Source organism: Paenibacillus turicensis, assembly GCF_017873435.1.
GTDB lineage: Bacteria > Bacillota > Bacilli > Paenibacillales > Paenibacillaceae > Fontibacillus > Fontibacillus turicensis.
In genome coordinates this window covers 23,438-45,507 of record NZ_JAGGKG010000023.1, presented here as the reverse complement: position 1 = coordinate 45,507, position 22,070 = coordinate 23,438, and the positions used below count along the sequence as shown (strand labels likewise).

Below are 22,070 nucleotides of genomic sequence, written 5' to 3'. Positions count from 1 at the left end.
TCGATATAATTTCAAATAAATAATTATCCTTGAGAGGTGAAGTGTAATGAGTCATACTGAAGCGCAAAGCGCATTGTTTCCAAGCTATTCAAGATATCCATTGTCCATTGTAAAAGGGGAAGGCAGTTATTTGTGGGATGATCAAGGCAATCGCTACTTAGATTTTATGAGTGGACTTGCGGTGGCGAATTTGGGTCATGCCCCTGAAAAGGTGAAGAAAAAGGTGCAAGCGCAGTTAGATGAGCTATGGCATGTTTCAAACCTATTCCATATTCCTCAGCAGGAGCAAGCGGCAAAGCTACTGACAGAAGTCAGTTGTGCTGATGTTGTCTTTTTCTGTAACAGTGGGGCGGAAGCGAATGAGGCGGCAATTAAATTAGCGCGTCGTTATCATCAAAAGGTGAAGGGAACAGGCGCATATGAGGTCATTACCTTCAATCAGTCCTTCCATGGACGGACATTAGCGACTTTAACGGCGACGGGCCAAGATAAGGTGAAGGATGGCTTCCTTCCACTGCCAGCAGGCTTTAAGACGGTTCCTTTATATGATTTGGATGCTTTGGACGAGGCGATTTCAGATCAGACAGCGGCAATTATGATCGAAATGGTGCAAGCAGAAGGTGGCGTATATCCGGTTGAGCCTGAGTTTGTGCAAGCATTGTCCGTACTTTGTAAGGAAAAAGGCATTTTGCTCATCGTTGATGAGGTGCAGACTGGAATGGGACGTACAGGGAAATGGTTTGCGCATCAGCATTATGGCATTGAGCCAGATATTTTCACCTCGGCAAAAGGGATTGCAAGTGGCTTGCCCGCAGGTGCGATGCTTGCGAAGGAATATTTACGTGAAGCCTTTACCCCAGGTACACATGCTTCCACCTTTGGTGGGAATCCAGTCGTATCTTCGGCAATTATTGCTACAATTGAAACTATGCTAGAGGAAAATATCCCAGATGCGGCAGCAAAAGCAGGCGATTATTTAAGCACAGCATTGCATGAGGCACTTAAGGATGAACCTTTTGTCAAAGGGATTCGTAGCTTAGGTTTGATCGTGGGGATTGAGTGTGAAGGGCCAGTAGGTCAGCTAGTATTAGAGGGACAAAAAAATAAATTGTTATTTGTAACCGCAGGAACGCATGTGATTCGTTTATTACCTAATTTAAAGGTAACGACAGAAGAAATCGATCAGGCTGTTAGCATATTAGCTTCAATTATAGCTACCCATACTCATAACCAAAAGGAGGCGGCGAAATAATGCCACTATTACAAGGAAATCATAACATTAACCTAAAAGGTCGTCATTTTCTCGAAATGGACAATTACACTACAGAGGAAATTCAATATTTAATTGATCTTGCAATTGAAATTAAGGATAAGCAAAAAAACGGGATCGCCTACGAGCCGTTAAAGGGCAAGACAGTAGGACTTATTTTTGAAAAGTCATCAACAAGAACGAGAGTTTCCTTTGAAGTAGGGACGTATCAGCTAGGTGGGCATGCTTTATTTTTAAGTAAAAATGATATTCAGCTAGGTCGTGGGGAAACGATTGCCGACACAGCGCGTGTGATGTCACGTTATTTAGATGGCATGATGTTGCGTACGTTTGGTCATGATAAAGTAGAGGATTTGGCTCGCTTTTCCAGCGTACCTGTTATTAACGGATTAAGTGACCTTGCTCATCCATGTCAGGTGTTAGCCGACTTCCAAACGGTGTACGAGCATAAAGGCACCCTTGCAGGCTTAAAGCTGGCTTATGTGGGGGATGGCAACAATATGGCACACTCCTTAATGATTGGTGGCGCTAAGTTAGGTGTCCATGTTACCATTGCTTCACCAGAGGGCTATCAGCCTGATCCTGCTGTTGTTGCAGTGGCAAAACAATTTGGGGAGCAAACTGGGGCAAAAATTGAAGTTGTTGCTGATCCGAAAGAAGCTGTGCAAAATGCAGATGTCATTTACACTGACGTATGGGCTAGCATGGGCTTTGAAGAGGAGCAAAAGGCACGTGAGCTTGCATTTGCAGATTATCAAGTGGATGAACAACTTGCTAGCTTGGCTAAAAGCGATTATTTATTTATGCATTGCTTGCCAGCCCATCGTGGTGAGGAAGTAAGCGAAGGGGTTATTGATGGCGATCATTCTATCATCTTTGACCAAGCCGAAAACCGTCTTCATGCGCAAAAGGCATTGATGGCAGCTTTGATGGGTTAATTTTAATTTATTATGGATACATCAATTAGATAAAATAAGTTAATATAAAATAAGATGATCTAGATATAACTAGATATGAAAATAAGGTTTTGGAGAAAAAAGCAGGAGGTCGTATTACAATTATGGCAAAGCAAAAAATCGTGTTAGCTTACTCTGGTGGGCTTGACACCTCTATTATTTTAAAATGGCTAAAGGAAACCTATGATGCAGAAATCATTGCCTTTACGGCAGATATTGGGCAAAAGGAAGAGTTAGATGGTTTGGAAGAAAAAGCATTAGCAACAGGCGCTTCCAAAGTATACATCGATGATCTTCGTGAGGAATTTGCGAGTGACTTCATCTTCCCAATGTTCCAAGCTGGTGCATTGTATGAAGGTCAATATTTGTTAGGCACAAGCATTGCGCGTCCACTTATCGCAAAACGGATGGTTGAAATTGCACGTGCAGAAGGTGCTACTGCAATTGCTCATGGAGCGACTGGGAAAGGAAATGACCAAGTACGCTTTGAATTAAATGCGGCGGCAATCGCACCTGAAATTGACGTCATTGCACCTTGGCGTTTGCCTGCGTTCCGCGAAGCGTTCCCAGGACGTGCGGAAATGATTGCTTATGCTGAAAAGCATGGTATTCCTGTAACAGCTTCGGCAGCGAAATCTTATTCCATGGATCGCAACCTGCTACATATCAGCTATGAAAGTGGCGTGTTAGAGGACCCTTGGTTTGACGCTTCTACACCTGAAAATAAGGACATGTACCTGCTAAGTGTTTCCCCAGAGGATGCACCAGATCAAGCGGAATATTTAGAGCTTGAATTTGAGCAAGGTAATTGTGTTGCACTTAACGGTGTAACCATGAATCCGCTTAGCATTATGGACAAGCTGAATGAGCTTGGTGGCAAGCATGGCATTGGTCGAGTGGATATGGTGGAAGACCGTTTTGTTGGTATGAAGAGCCGTGGCGTATATGAAACACCAGGCGGAACGATTTTATTTACCGCACATCGCAAAATGGAATCCATCACGATGGATCGTGAAGTGATGAATTTACGTGATAGCTTGATTACTCGCTATAGCACACTTGTATATAACGGCTTCTGGTTTGCACCTGAGCGCCTTGCCCTGCAAGCCTTAGTGACAGAAAGTCAAAAAAATGTAACAGGTACTGTACGCGTGAAGCTATACAAAGGAAACATTATTGCAGCTGGCGTTAAGAGCCCTGTGAGCTTGTATAACCCGAACATTGCTACAATGGAAGCAGATCCTACAGAAGCGTATGACCAAGGCGATGCAACAGGCTTTATTCGCTTAAATGCCCTTCGTTTAAAGGTTAGTGCGGGTGTGGATCAAAGTAAATAATTGATTTTTAAGTAGCCCTATTTTAAATTAGTATTCGACATCAACTGAAGGCTGGTAGCTACGATCCAGAGAGTTCTTGCGATTGTTGTTAAAATCATATTCCTTTTATTAAATTATATTTATTGGTGGAAATTGATTTTAAAGACAACCTTCAGAATCTCTCTGTCTCTTCGCTAGTGTTGGGTTAGCTGTCGAGGACTAAAATTTAAGAGTAAGCCTTTAGAATTATAAGTTATATGAAATACGCTTTAAAATGCTGGTTTTGAATGAGGAAAGGTTCTTCTGGCGCTGAGGTGTCCAGAGTCCTTTCTTTTTCACTTCTTTTACAGTTGATGACCATTAAGTCACTAAGTTATTAAGTGATAAAGTTATAAACTAATAAATTTATAAAGTCTACAGAATCTTTATAAATTTAAGTCTATAAAGTTAATAAATTCAAGTCTATAAAGCTTATAAAGTTAAAGGAGTGGTAATATGAGTAAGCTGTGGGGGGGACGCTTCACTAAGCAAACAAATCATTTAGTGGAGGAGTACACCGCATCGATTAAATTTGACCAAGCACTGGCACTAGAGGATGTGCAGGGGAGCTTGGCGCATGTGACGATGTTAGGCACTTGTGGTATTTTGCCACAGGAGGATGTAGAAAAGATTAAAGCAGGACTACTTCGTGTGCAAGAGAAAATTAAGTCAGGCGAAGTTGAATATTCTGTCTCTGATGAAGATATTCATATGAATATCGAAAAGCAGTTGATTGCAGAGGTAGGCCCTGTTGGGGGCAAGCTCCATACTGGGCGTAGCCGTAATGACCAAGTTGCGACAGATATGCATTTATATTTGCGTAAACGTGTGGTGGAGTTTGTAGGGCTATTGCATGATTTGCAGGAGGCACTGATTAATCAAGCGAAGCAAAATCAAGCAACGATCTTGCCTGGCTACACTCATTTACAGCGTGCACAGCCGATTTTATTTGCTCACCATTTAATGGCGTATGTGTCCATGTTCCAACGGGACATTGAACGTTTACAGGATAGCTACAAACGCATTAACGTGTTGCCATTAGGTGCGGGTGCGCTTGCAGGGACAACCTTTGCGATCGATCGCCATCTATCAGCAGAATTACTTCATTTTGATGCCGTTTATGATAACAGCTTGGATGCAGTGAGTGATCGTGACTTTATTATTGAATTTTTAGCAGATGCTTCAATCCTGATGATGCATTTATCAAGACTAAGTGAAGAGCTAGTATTGTGGAGCAGTACGGAATTTAGATTCGTGGAGCTAGACGATGCGTTTTGTACAGGTAGCAGCATTATGCCTCAAAAGAAAAACCCTGATGTACCTGAGCTCGTACGTGGAAAAACGGGACGTGTGTACGGTAACTTAATGGGGCTGCTTACAGTGTTGAAGTCCTTGCCACTTGCGTATAACAAAGATATGCAGGAGGACAAGGAAGGTATGTTTGATACTGTGTCGACGTTACAAGGGGCGTTACAGCTATTTGCTCCAATGATCGCAACGATGAAGGTCAACGCAGAGCAAATGCGTAATGCCGTAAATCAAGATTTCTCCAATGCGACAGATATCGCTGATTTCCTTGCTGCAAAAGGACTTCCTTTCCGCCAAGCGCATGAGGTCATTGGGAAAACAGTATTGTATTGCATCCAAAACAATAAATATTTGCTCGACCTAACAATGGATGAATTTAAGCAATTTTCACCGTTGTTTGACGATACCATCTACCATGTATTACAACCTGAGACTGTAGTTAACGCACGTAATGTTTACGGTGGTACTGCTTCTGGACAAGTTGCCCAAGCGATTGAGAGAGCAGAAGAACGTCTTACTGCAACACATGCATGGGTGCAGGAATATTTGGAAAAAAGCAAGTAGTATAGATAACTAGAATTAGTGCTTGGTTTGGAGAGAAAAAAATTTTAAAGGACTTTTCTACTCATTAGCGAAAAGGTGCATTCACCTTTGTAACTAATAGTTAGAAAAGTCCTCTTTAATTTAGGTTTAATTTTCAAATCGGTGCTTTGACCAACATGGAACCAGCGGAGGGGCATGGGGATTCTGGAGAAGCGTCAGCGTTCGTATTTAAAATTGGATTTTACCCATTAGTATATTCAAATAAAAAATCTGATTTTAACAACGATCGTAAGAACCCTATGCACTGTAGCACCCACCTCCATTCGTCAAAGACTGATTTGAGATTGAGCCTAAATTATTTCATATTAAATGTAGCGTTCCCTCCCCGCCAGCCACCCAAACAACACCGTCACAACAGCAAATGCCGTAATCACAATTAGCGGGATATTCCAGCCTCCTGTCAAATCATGCAGGAAACCAAATAGGAATGGGCCGATGGCGGCGAGAAAATAGCCGACACTTTGTGCCATGCCAGAAATTTGTGCGGCTTGTTCTCCAGTGCGTGTACGCAAGGAGAAAAATAAAATAACTAAACCAAAGCTTGTTCCACACCCAAGTCCTAATGCAATCATAAATAATAAGGTAAGGGATGGACTACCAAACAAAATCCCGCTGTAACCGATCACAAAAAATGAAGCGGAAAAAAGGGCTAAGCTAGTTTGACTGCGAAAACGTCCACCGATGATAGGCATAGAAAAGGAGCCAAGCATACACGCAATTTGCATATAAAAGAGATACAATCCTGAGGTTTGATAGCTAATCCCCTTCTCATAAAAAATTTGTGGCAGCCAAGCGATACCCACATAAAACATTAAAGATTGTAGCCCCATAAATAAAGTAATTTGCCATGCTAATGCAGATTTCCACATCGATTGGAATTTCACACTTGTATCGGTTTTTACATTAGTTTTTGTATTGAAATTAACGCGAGTGGCATTATCCGTATTTTTCCCACCCCAAACTACAGCGATCCACAACATTGCAGCACTTGCTGCTAAAATGACCCACACCCCAAGTGAACCTCTCCACCCCCATGCTTGATGGGCCAAAAATGGAGTAATCCCTGATGAGATCGCTCCCCATAAATTCATGGAGGAAGTATAGATTCCTGTTAGTAGTCCAACTTTGAGTGGAAAATCCCGTTTTATAACGCCAGGCACAAGTACATTACATATACCGATCGTAACTCCGATTAAGGCTGTGCCGATAAACAACAGCAAGATCGAAGGCATAGAACGCAAAACAATACCCACACACATTAACAGCATGCAATAAAGCATCGTTTTTTCCACACCCATTTTACGGGAAACGCTTGGTGCAACTAAGGAAAACAAAGAAAAGGAAAGTAAAGGTAATGTAGTCAAAAGTCCTGCAAATGTATTTGATAATCCAGTGTCTCCTTGGATATTGCTCATCAAAGCTCCAACACCTGTAATTGGTGAACGTAAGGTTGTAGCAGTTAACAGAATCGCTGTTATAATCAGTATCGTTGTTTTTAGTGTTTTTGTTGATGGGGTTGAATTCAGTGTGCTAGGGCTGGAGCTTGAGTTTTTTACTAACGTGTTACTGTTCATGGCAATTAACCTCCTACCATATGTCATTACATAGTACATTGAACCTAACATAGCATACGGAGGTTGGACAGGCTATGCTTTTTTCCACGGTTGAACTAAATCCGCTTTAATAAGGCGGTATAGCAATAATTGAAGGGTTCGCAGGATACGTATCCCGGAACAGCTTTTTTTTCTCCACTATTCTACCAGCTACTATTTTTACACGATAGGAATCGATAATATAGCCGTCGTTGCCCTTTGTAATGATCTCCTTTTGCCCCTGTGCTAACGCTTGATTAATAACGTATTTAGTTGAGGTAGGAATCTTTTTGATTTGCTTCGTTTCGATCTCATAGCGTACATCTTCTGGTATATTGCCAAATAGCTTAATCGTAATGATTCCTTGCTTAGCTGAAGCTTTAATTAACATGTAGTGCTTCGTATTATTTTTGAAACGAAAATTGATATATCCTTTGGCAAAGGTGGCATCCTGACCCTTAGGCACATAACTAACAGGTAAACTATGATTTCGACGCTCTACAATCTCAAGTCCACTTTGAACCGCGGCATTATAAAGTGTGCTGGAGATTTGACATATCCCCCCGCCTATCCCTGTCACTAGCTTACCTCCGATAATGACAGGGGCTGAACGGAAGCCAAAATTCACCTCAGCTGTATCTATCACCTTTTCATAATCAAAAATTCCATTAGGAGCGAGTATCATCCCATCCAAGGTTTGCACTACTGAACTCAAATTGTGTATGCGACCTTCACTGCTATGGATCGCAGAGGTGGAATACATCGAGATTTTTCGCTCAATGCCTTGTGCTTTTAAAGAAGCAAGAGTTACTTTAGGAGCTAAAGTTTTTAACGGAACCCCTATCTCTATCGCCGTAGGCTTGTTCATTGGAAACTGCTTAGGCAAGCTTGCATATAAAGAAGGAATAAAGCTAGACCAATCAATACGCTGAGCGACTTTGTCAGGTGAATATTGAATCAGATCGTTATCCGTAATTGTACGTACTGCATCCACTGGCATACCTAAATTCTCTTTTTCCCATGTCGGGTTAAACCATTCACGAAGCTTTGTCTCATCAATTTGCGCTTGAATACTCCACTCCTTTGGAAACTGTGAACGAACTCGCATTCTTTTCCATAGACTTCCTTGAGACAGGGACGCCATCGCAGCACGGAAATCATCCGTATGGTAGGTGATGCCACTTTGCTTAATCGTGGTCTCGATCTTAATCTTGTTAGACTCTTTAGTTTCCTTGGCTCCCATAGTTCCCGTAAGTTGATTAGATCCAGTATTTTCATTGATATAGTAGACCATCGGCTGCTGCTCTAGCTGTAGCAGACGTTGATCAAGTAAAGCTAATGCATCCTGTGGTGCTAACCCACCTACTGGCAAACCCCCAACCATAATTCCATTAGGGATGGTGCGTTGATTGGCATAAATATGTAGGGCAAATAATCCTAAAAGGTAGGCAAGGAGTAAAAGAATGAGGATTGAGATCAGCGGGTGTATTTTTTTCATGCAGTCCTCCTGTATACCTCAAATAGTTGTACATGGTTGTACGTGTACATGTTCATGTATATGCAATGGGTCAAGCATTTATAAGCTGGGTCGTGTCTGAAAGTCACTCAAGGTCATCTATTCCCGCCTTTTCGCCTCTTACTGTGTTACTTTTCCTGGGCTCACCCCAGTAAGCCTGCGAAAAAGTGCCTTGTATGAATCAAAAATTCGCCAATATCTAACCCCCGCTGACTTTTCAGACACACCCTAATCTGGCGAATGAATGAGCCAGTGAGAGTAACGTGTGGTAGAAATTGGATGTAGCTATTAAAAGTATAGTTCTAAAGCAAGGGTACTCAAAAGGTAACAAATTTGTTACAATAAATATCGTAATTATGAAAATTCCTCATCTTTTTAAAGGAATTCGCTGAATCCTGTCGAATAAATACTAAGTTGCATACATGGAAAATGACATATTTTTAAATATAGTAGGACGTGATGAATTGATCGAAATGCAGGATGTATGGAAAACGTACCCTACAGGCGCACATGCTTTAAAGGGTGTCTCAGTTAAAATTGACCGTAATGAATTTGTGTATTTGGTTGGACCTTCTGGCGCAGGAAAATCAACTTTTATGAAATTAATATATCGTGAGGAAATCCCGACTAAGGGACAAATTTCTGTAAATGGATTTAATATTGGCAAGCTTAAGCCACGAAAAATTCCTTATGTTCGCAGAAATATTGGCGTTATTTTTCAAGACTTTAGATTATTGCCTAAGATGACCGTTTATGAAAATGTAGCGTTTGCCTTAGAGGTTATTGAAGCACCTAAACGTGTCATTAAGAAAAGAGTTAATGAGGTTTTAGATCTAGTAGGTCTTAAAAATAAAGGTACACGTGATCCTTCCCAGTTATCTGGTGGGGAACAGCAACGTGTAGCGATTGCAAGAGCAATTGTTAACAATCCGTCTGTTATTATTGCGGACGAGCCTACAGGTAACCTTGACCCCGAAACATCTTGGGGAATTATGCAGTTATTGGACGAAATTAATTTTCGCGGGACAACGATTGTGATGGCAACGCATAACAAAGATATCGTGAACAAGATGCGACGTCGAGTAATTGCGATTGAAAATGGCAACATTGTGCGTGATGAAATGAGAGGGGAATACGGCTATGAGTTTTAGCTCCCTTTTCAGACATTTTAGAGAAGGCTCTAAAAATGTATTTCGTAATGGCTGGATGTCCGTTGCCTCCATTACTTCTATTATTGTGTCTTTGTTTGTGCTTGGCGTCTTTCTTTTACTCGTCTTGAATGTGAATTCGTTTGCGGATGAGGCGGATAGTCAGGTCCAAATTAGTGTGTATTTATCAGGGGACGCAGATCAGGAAACTGTAGAAAAGGTACGAGGGACGATTGCAACTATGACTGAGGTAAGCCGAGTTACCTTGATACCTAAATCGCAAGGCTTAAAGGACTTTAGAGAAAAGCTTGGTGAAGAATCTAAGGCATTGCTTGAAGGCTATACAGAGGAAACAAATCCGATTCCTGATACTTTAAAGGTTGAGGTTGTGGAGCCAACAACAGCGCCATTTGTAGCTAAAAAAATCGAAGCCTTGAACGATGATTATACAACCCAGCCGATTTACAAGGTAAAGTATGGTCAAGGCACGATGGAAAAGCTATTCAAAATTACGAAAGCCATTCGTAATATCGGTTTTGCTTTTGTAGCTGGCTTAGGAGTTATGGCAATGTTTCTAATTTCCAACACGATCCGTGTTACGATTTTGGCGCGTCGTCGTGAAATTGGCATTATGAAGCTGGTGGGTGCTACCAACACCTTTATCCGAGGGCCGTTTTTTATCGAAGGCGCCCTTATTGGGCTGATTGGCTCCGCGGTTTGTGTCACTGTTTTATTTTTAGGATACAATCAGTTAGTTGCTGCTGTTGCAGGAGATATTACCCTCGCCATCCGCTTAGTACCATTACATGAGGTAGGCTTTAAAATTGCTGTTTTATTAGTGGGGATTGGACTGCTTATTGGTGTGTGGGGGAGCTTAATGTCAATTCGTAGATTTTTGAAGGTATAAAAATAAATTTAGTCTGAGAAAAAGGATGGGGAATTAAAGTTGAAAAAGTGGATCTCAATGATTGCCGTTATCGCTTTAGCCGTAGTAGTTTTTCAGCCCGTCAGTGGATCAGCAAAAGGGAAAACCATCAGTCAAATTGATAAAGAGCTTAAACAGCTTCAAGAAGCTGCAAAAAAAGCAAAGGTGCAGCAAAAGCAAGCGGAAGATAACAAACAGCAGGCACAGCATTATGTGAATAAAAATGAAGATTTCCTTCAACAAGTTATGCAGCAAATGGATAAGGTGAGTAAAGAGCTTGCACAAATTTCCGTTAAAATTCATGATACAGAAGAAAATTTGCGCCAGACTGAAGGGCAATTAGAGGAAACAAAAACTCGCATTGAAGAACGCTCCAAATGGCTTGATTCCAGAGTGAGATTAATGTATACAGATGGCAATGTTTCTTATCTAGATGTTTTATTATCGTCCACTAGCTTTACAGACTTCTTAGAGCGCGCAGATTCATTGCAGGCGATTGCGAATCAAGATCAAGTATTACTGAATGAGCATAAAAAAGATAAGGAATTGTTTGAAAACCAAAAAGATCAATTAGAAAAAGATTTTACAGAAATTAAATCACTATATGCTCAAGCGGAATCTCGTCGGAGCATTTTGGAAGAAAAAGAAATTGAAAAACAACAGCTGATTGAAAAGTATAATGCAGAAATCGATGAATCCGATGAAATTAGTGAGGAGCAAGAGGCTTTACTTGTAGAGCTTGCAATGAAACGTGCTGCATTGGAAAAAGAAAAAAACAAGCTAAAAGCAGCTCAAATTTATACGTATAAAAATAAAAAGAGTTCAGGCTCTAGTAAATCTAGCACCTCTAGCTCAGGGGGCTTTAGTGGCAATGGTGGGTCTATGGGCTTGCCTGCAAATGGTGCCAGATTGTCTTCCGGCTATGGAACGCGGGTACATCCTATTACGGGTAAAGTTAAAAAGCACACCGGGATTGATCTTGCTGCACCACAGGGCACCGATATCCATGCCGCTGCAGGTGGCGTTGTGATCGTAGCAGAATGGTGGAGTGGCTATGGAAATACAGTTGTCATTGACCATGGAAATAACATATGGACATTGTATGGTCATATTCGTCAAGGTGGGATTTCTGTAGAGAAGGGCCAAACTGTTAAAAAAGGTCAAAAAATTGCGGAAGTAGGAAGCACAGGCAATTCGACCGGCCCTCACGTTCATTTCGAGGTTCGTATTAACGGTACGCCAGTAGACCCGATGCCATATTTGTAATAGAATAGATTTATATTCATAAAAGCGGATATCCTCCAAACGGAGTGATCATCCGTTTTTATTTAGATCATTAACCTTGTAGTAGACGCATTTGTTTTCTTCATAAATATTAAGGGTAAACTATACGTATACTATAAAGGTTTTAGGAATATCTTTACATATCATTTTAGGTGGTGGATACCCTTATGTTCAAAAAACGCACAACAATTTTATTAATCGTAGCTTCTGTGTTAATAAGCTGCTCGCTTACACTAACTTTGACGGGCCAATGGGATGGGATTATTTCAGGCTCTAAATCTCTTGTTCGGGAAGGTGTAACAGGAAGCACAAATGGCACTTATGTAAATGGGGCATCGTCAAATACATCAAAAGGTGTCAATAAAATTGAAGCTGCAATTAAATTGGTAAACGAAAATTATTTAGAGAAGATTGATCAAAATAAACTAATTGATGGTGCAATTGAAGGAATGATGAGCGCATTAGGTGATCCTTTTTCTTCTTATATGGGACAAGAAACGGCGCAGCATTTTTCAGAGCAAATCGAAGGCTCATTTAGTGGCATTGGTGCTGAGGTATCCATGGAGAATGGAAATGTAACTGTAGTTTCTCCGATCAAAGGTTCGCCTGCTGAGCGTGCAGGGATTAAACCCAAAGACATTTTATTGTCGGTTAATGGTGCCTCATTTGAAGGGTTAAGCTTAAATGAAGCTGTTGCTAAAATCCGTGGACCTAAGGGCACGGAAGCTAAAATCAAAGTAAAACGTGCAGGTGTGGAAACGACATTAGAATACACCATCATTAGAGATGATATTGCAATGGAAACTGTAAGCTCTCGGATGGAACCAGATGGCGTTGGTGTCATTGAAGTGACGGAATTTTCCATGAATACAGCGGAGCGTTTTCAAAACGAAGTCGCCGCACTTGAAAAGCAAGGTATGAAGGGGCTCGTCATTGATGTACGTAACAATCCAGGTGGTGTACTTAAGGTTGTTATTCAAATGGCAGAGCAATTTGTAGAAAAGGGTAAAGTGATTGTACAGGTTGAAGATAAAAACGGCAATCGTGATCAGACGTTGTCCAACGGAAAAAGCAAAAAATATCCGATCGTAGTTGTGACCAATAAGGGAAGCGCGAGTGCTTCGGAAATATTGGCAGGTGCGCTGAAAGAATCGGCAGGCGCCAAGCTCGTTGGTGATACGACATATGGTAAAGGGACAGTTCAATCCAGCTATCCAGAGGAAATGGGTGACGGCAGCTTAATTAAAATTACAATTGCCAAATGGTTGACGCCAAAAGGGGAATGGATTCATAAAAAAGGAGTTGCACCTGATATTAAAGTTGATCAGCCAACTTACTTCTCTGTTGCTCCAATCAATAAGGAAAATTCATATAAATTTGACATGGTTAGTGCTGATGTGAAAAACGCACAACAAATGTTAGTTGGACTTGGCTATGATCCTGGTCGTGAAGACGGTTATTTTGATAAAAACACAGAAAATATGGTAAAGAAATTCCAGTCTGCAAATGGCTTATCCGCCTCAGGGGTTATCGATACGAAGACGATTGAAGTGCTAGAAACGAAGATAGCTAAACAAATTAATGACGAAAAAAATGATACACAAATGAATACGGCGATTGCAGAAATTCGGAAGGAGATTGCTGCTAAGGCGTCGAAATAAAAAGAGGGCTGCATTGCAGCCTTCTTTTTTCAATCTTTATTTCATTCGCTTAATTCAATCGTCTAAATTTCAATGAACTAATCACAAATAAGGAGGAGATTCCCTTTTGAATATATGGTTAAATACATTAAGTCATATAGGTGGTGCATTAGGAGAACTGCTCCTAAATCCATTTTATTATATTGCTATACTTTTCATCGTGCTGATGTATCGTAGACAAATTTCGGTAGAACGTAAAATGTTTCATACGCGACTACAGGGACTTGGGAGGTTAACTGGGCGTAACTTGCTTGGCGGTTTACTAGGTGGACTAGCTGTGTCTATTGTATATATGTTTGTTGGTGTTAATTTATCGATCGAAGCTATCTATTACATTTGGATCATTTCGTTTGTTTTAATGCTCTTTTCGATTCGGTTTATTTCTTTAATTTATTCCGTAGCTATATTAGCAATCTTACAATTTGTACTTCAGCTTACACCTATTAGTGAGGCTCAAACTTTCTTGTATAATGTACAAGCCACTATTTTAAATATAAATATTCCTGCATTATTTTGTCTTGCAGGTTTGCTGTATGTGGTAGAGGCGTTTCTGATCAAATGGCAATCAGCTAAGTTAGCTGGGCCTATATATATCGAAGGTAAACGTGGTCGTCAAATCGGTGGCTACCAAATGCACCTTTATTGGGTAATGCCGTTGTTGTTAATGGTTCCAGCTACTTCAGAGGGAATGGGACTACCTTGGACACCTTTTTTTATAGCGGGTTCAGGAGGAAATGGTTATATGCTGATGGGGTTACCCGTCATGATTGGGTTTACGCAAATTGTCATGAGTTCGTTGCCGTCTCATAAAGTGAAGTTAGTTTCGCGGCGCGTGTTTATTTATGGGCTAATCGTGATTGCATCTAGCTTTATTTCATTATGGTGGAATCCGTTTACTGTGTTCACATCCATTTTGGGGATCGGATTATTAGAATGCTTAGTTTGGCATGGAAAATCTGAGGAACGTCAGCAAGCTCCGCTTTTCCTGCATCCTCAAAGAGGCTTGAAAATACTTGCCGTACAGCCTGATAGCCCTGCACATCAGCTAGGCATATTACCAGGGGAAACCTTATTGAAAATTAATAGCATCAGGTTAAATAAACAAGAAGATCTACATGCTGCGTTACGTGTTAACCCTGCGTTTTGTAAGCTAGAGGTCTTAAATTATAGTGGCGAAAGTAAATTTTTGCAGCGTGCTATTTATGACGGCGATCACCATCAGTTAGGTATGATCTTAGTGCCTGATGAAACCTCACAGGAAGCTTTAACGAACAAGAGCCTATCACTAAGCTTCTGGCAGATGTTAAATACTAAGCGGGGGTTAACAGGAAAACGGAGTCAAAGTTACAGTCAAAGTCAAAATAGAAATCAAAATCAAAATCAGGCACATGAGCAGAAGGAAAACCCTCGAGAAGACTGGCCACAGTCAGACCACGCAAATAAGACGATACAATCGTAAGAAACTAAAAAAGAACTATTACACTTTGTTAGGAGTGGGGATTGCCTTGATTCCCGTGACCCCTAGGACATGTAATAGTTCTTTTTGTTAAGCTTTTGTTAAGCTTATTGCTGTAATTGTCTAAGCACCGTGATTTCTACGCGTCTATTTTTTTGTCTGCCTGCTGAGGTATTATTGTCCCCTGCTGGACGTGTGTCAGCATATCCGGCATATTGGAAGCCCTCAGGATTCAAGTCCTCTTTATCAATAAAGTAACGTAATACAGATAAAGCACGTGCACCAGACAGCTCCCAGTTATCCGCATATTTTGATTTGCTTGTAATCGGTAGGTTGTCGGTATGACCTTCAATGCTAATCATCGTCTGCAATTGCTTGAACAGGCTTGCTAACCTTTTTAACGTTTCCGTAGAATCAGATTTGAGGTTGGCTTGTCCGATGTCAAACAAAAATCGATCGTTTAGCGTAATCGAAATTCCTTTGGGTAAATCATTTACGGAGATTTGATCCTCTAACTTATTTTCCTTAATGTATTGCTCAATCATATTCATGAGATTATTTAGTTCTTCCTCTTGCTTTCTAAAAGCAATTTCACGCGCTGTAAGTGGCTGATTTTCATCTTCTTCTTTTTCTACCGTACCCGTACTATTATTTTCTCCCTTGCCCTTATCTCCTTTACCTCCACCAGCGGCGTTGCCAGACAGTGAATTCCCACCATCCAACAAGCCTGAGCCTTCATCTAAAATGGAGTTACCACTTTTAAAGGAAGATTGCAGAGATTGAGTAATCGCTTGGTATTTTTCAACATCCAATCGACTCATTGCAAACATCACGACAAAAAAGATGAGAAGCAACGTAATCATATCCGCATAAGTTAGCAACCATCGTTCATGGTTGGTACTAGAAATCCTTTTACGTCGTCTTGGTGTTCTACTCATATGTCCTTCTCCTCAGATCGAGGGGATGGATAGCTCGTTTTTATGTCGTTTACAACAAATGATTCTACCTTACGACGCACTAACAAAGGATGCTCGCCATTTTGAATCGAAAGGACACCTTCAACAATCATTTCCATTTCGTTAAGCTTGTCTTCCCCACGCGTTTTGATTTTTGAAGCAATAGGTAAAAAAATCAAATTGGCGCTTGCCACACCATACAGTGTAGCTGTAAATGCTAAAGCAATCGATGAGCCCAAGGCGGCAGGATCAGTTAAACTAACTAATACATGAATCAGTCCCATTACTGTTCCGATGATCCCCATTGTTGGCGCATAACCACCGGCGGCTTCGAAAATTTTTGCATAGCTTTCATATTTTTTTTCGGTCGCGTCCATTTCATATTCTAAAATTTGCTTCAGTACACCTTGCTCCGTTCCATCCACAACAAGCTGAATACCTTCACTTAAAAATTGATGCTGGCTATTAAGTGTTCGCTTCTCTAGTGCAAGCACGCCTTCACGCCGCGCCACAGAACTCATGGCTGAAATTTCATCAATAATTTCGTGAATATCCTCTTTTGGTGAAGTAAAGGCAATCTTAATCGCATGTGGAATTAACTTTAATCTGTTTGTAGGAAAGCTAATAATAATAGCAGCAATCGTACCACCAAAAACGATAACAGCAGCAGTGATCTGCATTAAACCACTAATTTGTCCGCCATCCCATAAAAATCCACCAACCAAGGCAGCAAAGCCAATAATTATCCCAATTAATGTGGATATATCCATCTATAATACAACTCCTATTCTAATACTTACCGATTGCATCTAATAGATGAAAAGGGTATAATCAATGGGAACAAGTATTCTTATTTGATTTTATAAATGACATTCTTTAAATAAATATCGGTTTTTTTGCCGATAACTGTTATACAAGAGATACAAGTAGCAGCTCATTATTTTATTTTAGACGATAGGGTGATGTTGGACAATGAGTGATATTGTCTTTAGCGATAATAAATTTGAATTAGTGTCAGAATATAAGCTACAAGGTGACCAGCCAGCGGCTGTAGATGAACTTGTAAATGGTGTCCTGTCTGGACAAAAGCATCAGACGTTGCTTGGTGCGACGGGAACGGGAAAGACGTTTACAATTGCGAATACGATTGCTCGTTTAGGTCGACCTACGTTGGTGATTGCACATAACAAAACATTGGCAGCACAGCTTGCCAGCGAATTTAAAGAGTTTTTTCCAAATAACTCTGTAGATTATTTTGTTAGTTATTATGATTATTATCAGCCAGAGGCCTATATCCCCTCATCAGATACGTATATTGAGAAGGATTCAAGTGTAAATGAAGAGATTGATAAGCTACGACACTCCGCGACAAGCTCTCTTTTTGAACGTAGAGATGTCATCATCGTAGCGAGTGTGTCTTGTATATATGGCTTAGGGTCTCCGATGGAATATCGTAATTTAGTATTGTCTTTACGGGTGGGGATGGATCGTCCAAGAAATTCAATTTTAGGGCGATTAGTTGATATTCAATATCAACGTAATGATCTCAATTTTGTGCGCGGCACATTCCGAGTACGAGGGGATATTATCGAGATTTTCCCAGCGTCCAAAGGAGAGCAAGCGATCAGAGTTGAGTTTTTTGGTGATGAAATTGAACGAATTACAGAAATTGATGTGTTAACAGGCGAAATTATTGGCGAAAGAGATCATGTTGCGATTTTCCCTGCTTCTCACTTTGTGACCCAAGAGGAAACGATGCGGCGTGCGCTAGTAAATATAGAACGTGAATTAGAGGAACGGCTTGAAGTATTCCGTAGTCAGGGTAAATTACTCGAAGCTCAGCGTTTAGAGCAACGTACAAGATACGATATTGAAATGATGAAGGAAGTAGGATTTTGTTCAGGCGTTGAGAACTATTCAGGGCCATTAACGTTCCGAGAACGTGGAGCAACCCCGTATACGCTGATGGATTATTTTCCTGATGATATGCTCATTGTTATTGATGAGTCCCATGTAACCTTGCCGCAAATACGTGCGATGTATAATGGGGACCAAGCGCGCAAAAATGTGTTGGTGGATCATGGCTTCCGCTTGCCTTCGGCGCTGGATAACCGCCCACTTCGTTTTGAGGAATTTGAAGGAAAAGCGGATCAGCTTATTTATGTCTCAGCAACACCGGGTCCATATGAGCTAGAGCATTGCAATACGATGGTGCAACAGATTATTCGTCCAACTGGTTTGCTAGATCCGATCATTGAAGTGAGACCAACTAAAGGACAAATTGATGATCTTATTACGGAGATTAGAGCGCGGATTGAGCGTGATGAGCGGGTGCTCGTTACCACCTTAACGAAAAAAATGTCAGAAGATTTAACAGATTATTTAAAAGAGGTTGGCATTAAAGTGCGATATTTGCACTCTGATATAAAAACATTAGAGCGGATGAGCATATTACGTGATCTGCGTCTAGGTACGTTCCATGTTCTAATCGGAATTAACCTGCTGAGAGAAGGGCTTGATTTACCAGAGGTATCCTTAGTTGCTATCTTAGATGCCGATAAAGAAGGCTTCCTTCGTTCAGAACGTTCCCTTATTCAAACGATTGGACGTGCGGCTCGTAATTCAGATGGCCGTGTAGTGATGTATGGCGATCATATTACTGACTCAATGGATAAGGCAATTAAAGAAACAGAGCGGCGTCGTACAATTCAAATTGCTTATAATGAAAAACATGGGATTACACCACAAACAATTCGTAAAAAGATTCGTGATGTCATTGAGGCAACTAAAGTGGCGGAAAGCAAATCTGATTATCTTGCAGGTGCAACTACGGCTAAAATGTCTAAGCGTGATCGTCAAGCGATGATTGGGCGTCTAGAGGTAGAAATGAAGGAAGCGGCTAAAAACCTTCAGTTTGAACGTGCAGCTGAGCTGCGTGATGCGATCTTAGAGCTGAAGGCGGAATAATGAAGGGGATGAACATTTGTGGCAATTGACAACATTATTATTAAAGGTGCAAGAGCAAACAACTTGAAAAATATCGACATCACGATTCCACGCGACAAATTTGTAGTTTTAACTGGGCTTAGTGGCTCAGGAAAATCATCACTAGCGTTTGATACGATTTATGCGGAAGGTCAACGCCGTTATGTCGAATCGTTGTCTGCGTATGCACGTCAATTTTTAGGACAAATGGAAAAGCCCGACGTTGACTCCATCGAAGGCTTATCTCCTGCCATTTCAATTGATCAAAAAACAACAAGTCGTAACCCACGTTCAACGGTAGGGACTGTGACTGAAATATATGACTATTTGCGGTTGTTATTTGCTCGAATTGGTCACCCTCATTGTCCTGAGCATGGTATCGAAATTTCGGCTCAAACGGTACAACAGATGGTTGATCGCATTATGTCTTATCCTGAGAAGACAAGATTGCAAATTTTAGCTCCAGTCATTTCGGGCAAAAAAGGTGAGCATAAAAGTCTATTCCATGAAATTTCTAAGCAAGGGTTTGTACGTGTGCGTGTGGATGGCGAGCAACGTGACCTGTCTGAAAGTATTCAATTAGATAAAAATAAAAAGCACTCTATTGAAGTTATTGTTGACCGTATTATCGTAAAAGAAGATGTGCGAACTCGTTTAGCTGATTCGATTGAAACGGCATTACGCATGTCTGAAGGTCAAATTTTAATCGATATTATTGGTCAAGAAGAGCTACGTTTTAGTGCGAAGCACGCTTGTCCAACCTGTGGATTTAGTATGGATGAGCTATCTCCACGTATGTTTTCCTTTAATAGTCCATTTGGTGCTTGTCCTGAATGTGATGGGCTTGGTCTGAAAATGATTATAGACCCTGATCTGCTAGTTCCTGATCAAGAGAAAAGCATTAATGACGGAGCATTTGCAGCATGGGCAGGCAGTACGTCCAACTATTATCCTCAGTTTTTGAAGGCAGTGTGTCAGCATTTCGATATTCCGACAGATGTTCCTGTCTCTCAATTAACTAAAGAGCAGATGGACAAAATTTTACATGGTACAGGGGATGTAAAGGTTCATTTCCGTTTTGAAAGTGACTTTGGTGGCTCAAGAGAAGCACACATTCCTTTTGAAGGGATCATTCCAAATTTAGAGCGTAGATACCGTGAAACGGCTTCCGATGGGATCAAGGAGTTTATTGAGCAATTTATGAGCTCTAAGCCATGTGGCACATGTAAAGGTCATCGCTTGAAAAAAGAAATTTTAGCTGTAACGATTCAAGAAAAAAATATAGCCTATGTTACCTCCCTATCCATCGGTGAAGCGTTGCAGTTCTTTAATGAACTGGACATTACGGAGAAGGAACAAGCGATTGCTCATATGATCTTAAAAGAAATTAATAGTCGCCTTGGCTTCCTAGTTAATGTTGGATTGAACTATTTAACGATGAGCCGTGCAGCAGGCACATTGTCTGGTGGAGAAGCACAGCGGATTCGCCTTGCCACACAAATTGGATCTAGCTTAATGGGCGTCTTGTACATTTTGGACGAACCAAGTATTGGTCTACACCAACGTGATAATGATCGATTAATCGATACGTTGGCACATATGCGTGACATCGGGAACACATTAATTGTTGTAGAGCATGACGAAGATACGATGCTTGCCTCTGATTATATTATTGATATTGGGCCAGGTGCAGGGATTCATGGTGGAAATGTTGTTTCTCAAGGTACACCAGAAGAGGTCATGGCAGATGCCAATTCTTTAACAGGACAATATTTAAGTGGTCGCAAGTTTATTCCTGTCACGGATCAACGTCGTGCTACAGATGAGCGCTGGATCGAAGTGAAGGGTGCAAAGGAAAATAATCTTAAAAATATTAATGTGAAATTCCCGATTGGTGTATTTACTGCTGTGACAGGGGTATCCGGTTCAGGGAAATCTACGTTAGTGAACGAGATTTTGTATAAAACATTAGCTAGAGATTTAAATAGAGCAAGAGTACGTCCAGGTCAATATCGTGAAATGAAGGGACTTGAGCATGTAGAGAAGGTCGTTGATATCGATCAATCTCCAATCGGACGTACACCTCGTTCTAACCCTGCTACGTATACAGGTGTTTTTGATGACATTCGTGATTTGTTCTCACAAAGCAATGAGGCAAAAATTCGTGGCTATAAAAAAGGTCGCTTCAGCTTTAACATCAAGGGTGGTCGATGTGAGGCTTGCCGTGGTGACGGTATACTCAAAATCGAGATGCACTTTTTGCCAGACGTATATGTCCCTTGTGAGGTTTGTGGTGGCAAACGCTACAATCGTGAAACACTTGAAGTTAAATATAAAAACAAAAGCATTGCAGATGTGCTAGAAATGAACGTTGAGGATGCGGTAGAATTTTTCAAAAACATCCCTAAAATCCATCGTAAGCTTGAAACGTTGTTAGATGTTGGTTTAGGGTATATCAAATTAGGACAACCTGCAACAACCTTGTCAGGTGGAGAAGCACAACGTGTGAAGCTAGCATCTGAATTATACCGCCGTAGCACAGGCAAAACGATTTACATTCTTGATGAGCCAACAACAGGTTTACATGTGCATGACATCGATCGTTTACTTAAAGTGTTACACCGACTTGTAGATTCAGGCGAAACCGTACTTGTCATCGAGCATAACCTCGATGTCATCAAAACCGCCGACTACGTCATCGACTTAGGCCCAGAAGGTGGAAGTGGAGGCGGAACCATTATCGCAACAGGTACCCCTGAACAAATCGTGAAGGTGGATACCTCCTACACTGGACGTTACCTTGGCCCGATCTTGGAGCGAGACAAAAAGCGCACTGCAGAGCTCGAAGAGATGGAAAGCGCACAAGTCATTTAAGTTCTTAGATTTGTTGGTAAATTAATATCCCACTACGAAATAACCTATCATAGCATTTATGGTAGGTTATTTGTGGGTCTGTGATCTTTATAAAAATAATGAGCCCCGCCATATTGGGGGCAAAATTATTTAATTGCGGTTG

General features: G+C 41.0%; 15 protein-coding genes. 11 read left to right on the top strand and 4 right to left on the bottom strand.

All coding sequences use genetic code 11. The features are described 5' to 3' along the window. Positions 1 to 46 precede the first annotated feature (46 nt). From J2Z32_RS19095 to argH, 4 genes are all read left to right on the top strand, one after another. Positions 47 to 1,252 carry an aspartate aminotransferase family protein gene (locus J2Z32_RS19095; RefSeq protein WP_210090791.1) on the top strand — a complete coding sequence of 402 codons (1,206 nt, stop codon included), beginning with the start codon at positions 47 to 49 and terminating at the stop codon, positions 1,250 to 1,252. Further along, complete coding sequence (gene argF / locus J2Z32_RS19090; RefSeq protein WP_210090790.1) at positions 1,252 to 2,208, top strand: ornithine carbamoyltransferase; 957 nt, start codon at positions 1,252 to 1,254, stop codon at positions 2,206 to 2,208. Before J2Z32_RS19095 ends, argF begins: the two co-directional genes overlap by 1 nt. Before the next feature lie 122 nt (positions 2,209 to 2,330). Continuing rightward, a complete protein-coding gene (locus J2Z32_RS19085; protein WP_210090789.1) occupies positions 2,331 to 3,563 on the top strand; it encodes an argininosuccinate synthase in 1,233 nt (410 codons plus the stop codon). 474 nt (positions 3,564 to 4,037) lie between these two features. Then, positions 4,038 to 5,453, top strand: coding sequence for an argininosuccinate lyase (gene argH / locus J2Z32_RS19080; RefSeq protein WP_210090788.1), 1,416 nt, complete (start codon positions 4,038 to 4,040; stop codon positions 5,451 to 5,453). A 344-nt stretch (positions 5,454 to 5,797) separates the two neighbouring features. On the opposite strand, the gene J2Z32_RS19075 is transcribed toward argH, so the two are convergent. Continuing rightward, positions 5,798 to 7,066 carry a CynX/NimT family MFS transporter gene (locus J2Z32_RS19075; RefSeq protein WP_210090787.1) on the bottom strand — a complete coding sequence of 423 codons (1,269 nt, stop codon included), beginning with the start codon at positions 7,064 to 7,066 and terminating at the stop codon, positions 5,798 to 5,800. A 106-nt stretch (positions 7,067 to 7,172) separates the two neighbouring features. Beyond that, on the bottom strand, positions 7,173 to 8,582 hold the full coding sequence (locus J2Z32_RS19070; RefSeq protein WP_210090786.1) for a VanW family protein: 1,410 nt from the start codon (positions 8,580 to 8,582) through the stop codon (positions 7,173 to 7,175). A 482-nt stretch (positions 8,583 to 9,064) separates the two neighbouring features. On the opposite strand from J2Z32_RS19070, the gene ftsE reads away from it, so the two are divergent. The 5 genes from ftsE to J2Z32_RS19045 all read left to right on the top strand — a co-directional run bounded on the left by ftsE (position 9,065) and on the right by J2Z32_RS19045 (position 15,116). Next, a complete protein-coding gene (ftsE, locus tag J2Z32_RS19065; RefSeq protein ID WP_210090822.1) occupies positions 9,065 to 9,751 on the top strand; it encodes a cell division ATP-binding protein FtsE in 687 nt (228 codons plus the stop codon). Continuing rightward, positions 9,741 to 10,655: a permease-like cell division protein FtsX gene (gene ftsX, locus J2Z32_RS19060; RefSeq protein WP_210090785.1), complete on the top strand. Its 915-nt coding sequence runs from the start codon at positions 9,741 to 9,743 to the stop codon at positions 10,653 to 10,655. Before ftsE ends, ftsX begins: the two co-directional genes overlap by 11 nt. 39 nt (positions 10,656 to 10,694) lie before the next feature. Then, positions 10,695 to 11,939: a murein hydrolase activator EnvC family protein gene (locus tag J2Z32_RS19055; RefSeq protein ID WP_210090784.1), complete on the top strand. Its 1,245-nt coding sequence runs from the start codon at positions 10,695 to 10,697 to the stop codon at positions 11,937 to 11,939. Positions 11,940 to 12,124: 185 nt separating this feature from the next. Next, on the top strand, positions 12,125 to 13,618 hold the full coding sequence (locus J2Z32_RS19050; protein WP_210090783.1) for a S41 family peptidase: 1,494 nt from the start codon (positions 12,125 to 12,127) through the stop codon (positions 13,616 to 13,618). A 106-nt stretch (positions 13,619 to 13,724) separates the two neighbouring features. Then, entirely contained in the window at positions 13,725 to 15,116 is a 1,392-nt protein-coding gene (locus J2Z32_RS19045) for a PDZ domain-containing protein (RefSeq protein WP_210090782.1), read from the top strand. Between the two features lie 104 nt (positions 15,117 to 15,220). Here J2Z32_RS19045 and J2Z32_RS19040 read toward each other — a convergent pair whose 3' ends face one another. Both J2Z32_RS19040 and J2Z32_RS19035 read right to left on the bottom strand, forming a co-directional pair. Further along, positions 15,221 to 16,051, bottom strand: coding sequence for a flagellar motor protein MotB (locus tag J2Z32_RS19040; protein ID WP_210090781.1), 831 nt, complete (start codon positions 16,049 to 16,051; stop codon positions 15,221 to 15,223). After that, entirely contained in the window at positions 16,048 to 16,839 is a 792-nt protein-coding gene (locus J2Z32_RS19035) for a flagellar motor protein (protein ID WP_210090780.1), read from the bottom strand. Before J2Z32_RS19035 ends, J2Z32_RS19040 begins: the two co-directional genes overlap by 4 nt. A gap of 202 nt (positions 16,840 to 17,041) precedes the next feature. Here J2Z32_RS19035 and uvrB point away from each other — a divergent pair, with 202 nt between their 5' ends. Then, positions 17,042 to 19,036, top strand: coding sequence for an excinuclease ABC subunit UvrB (gene uvrB, locus J2Z32_RS19030; RefSeq protein ID WP_210090779.1), 1,995 nt, complete (start codon positions 17,042 to 17,044; stop codon positions 19,034 to 19,036). An 18-nt stretch (positions 19,037 to 19,054) separates the two neighbouring features. After that, positions 19,055 to 21,928 carry an excinuclease ABC subunit UvrA gene (uvrA, locus tag J2Z32_RS19025; protein WP_210090778.1) on the top strand — a complete coding sequence of 958 codons (2,874 nt, stop codon included), beginning with the start codon at positions 19,055 to 19,057 and terminating at the stop codon, positions 21,926 to 21,928. Positions 21,929 to 22,070: the final 142 nt, after the last annotated feature.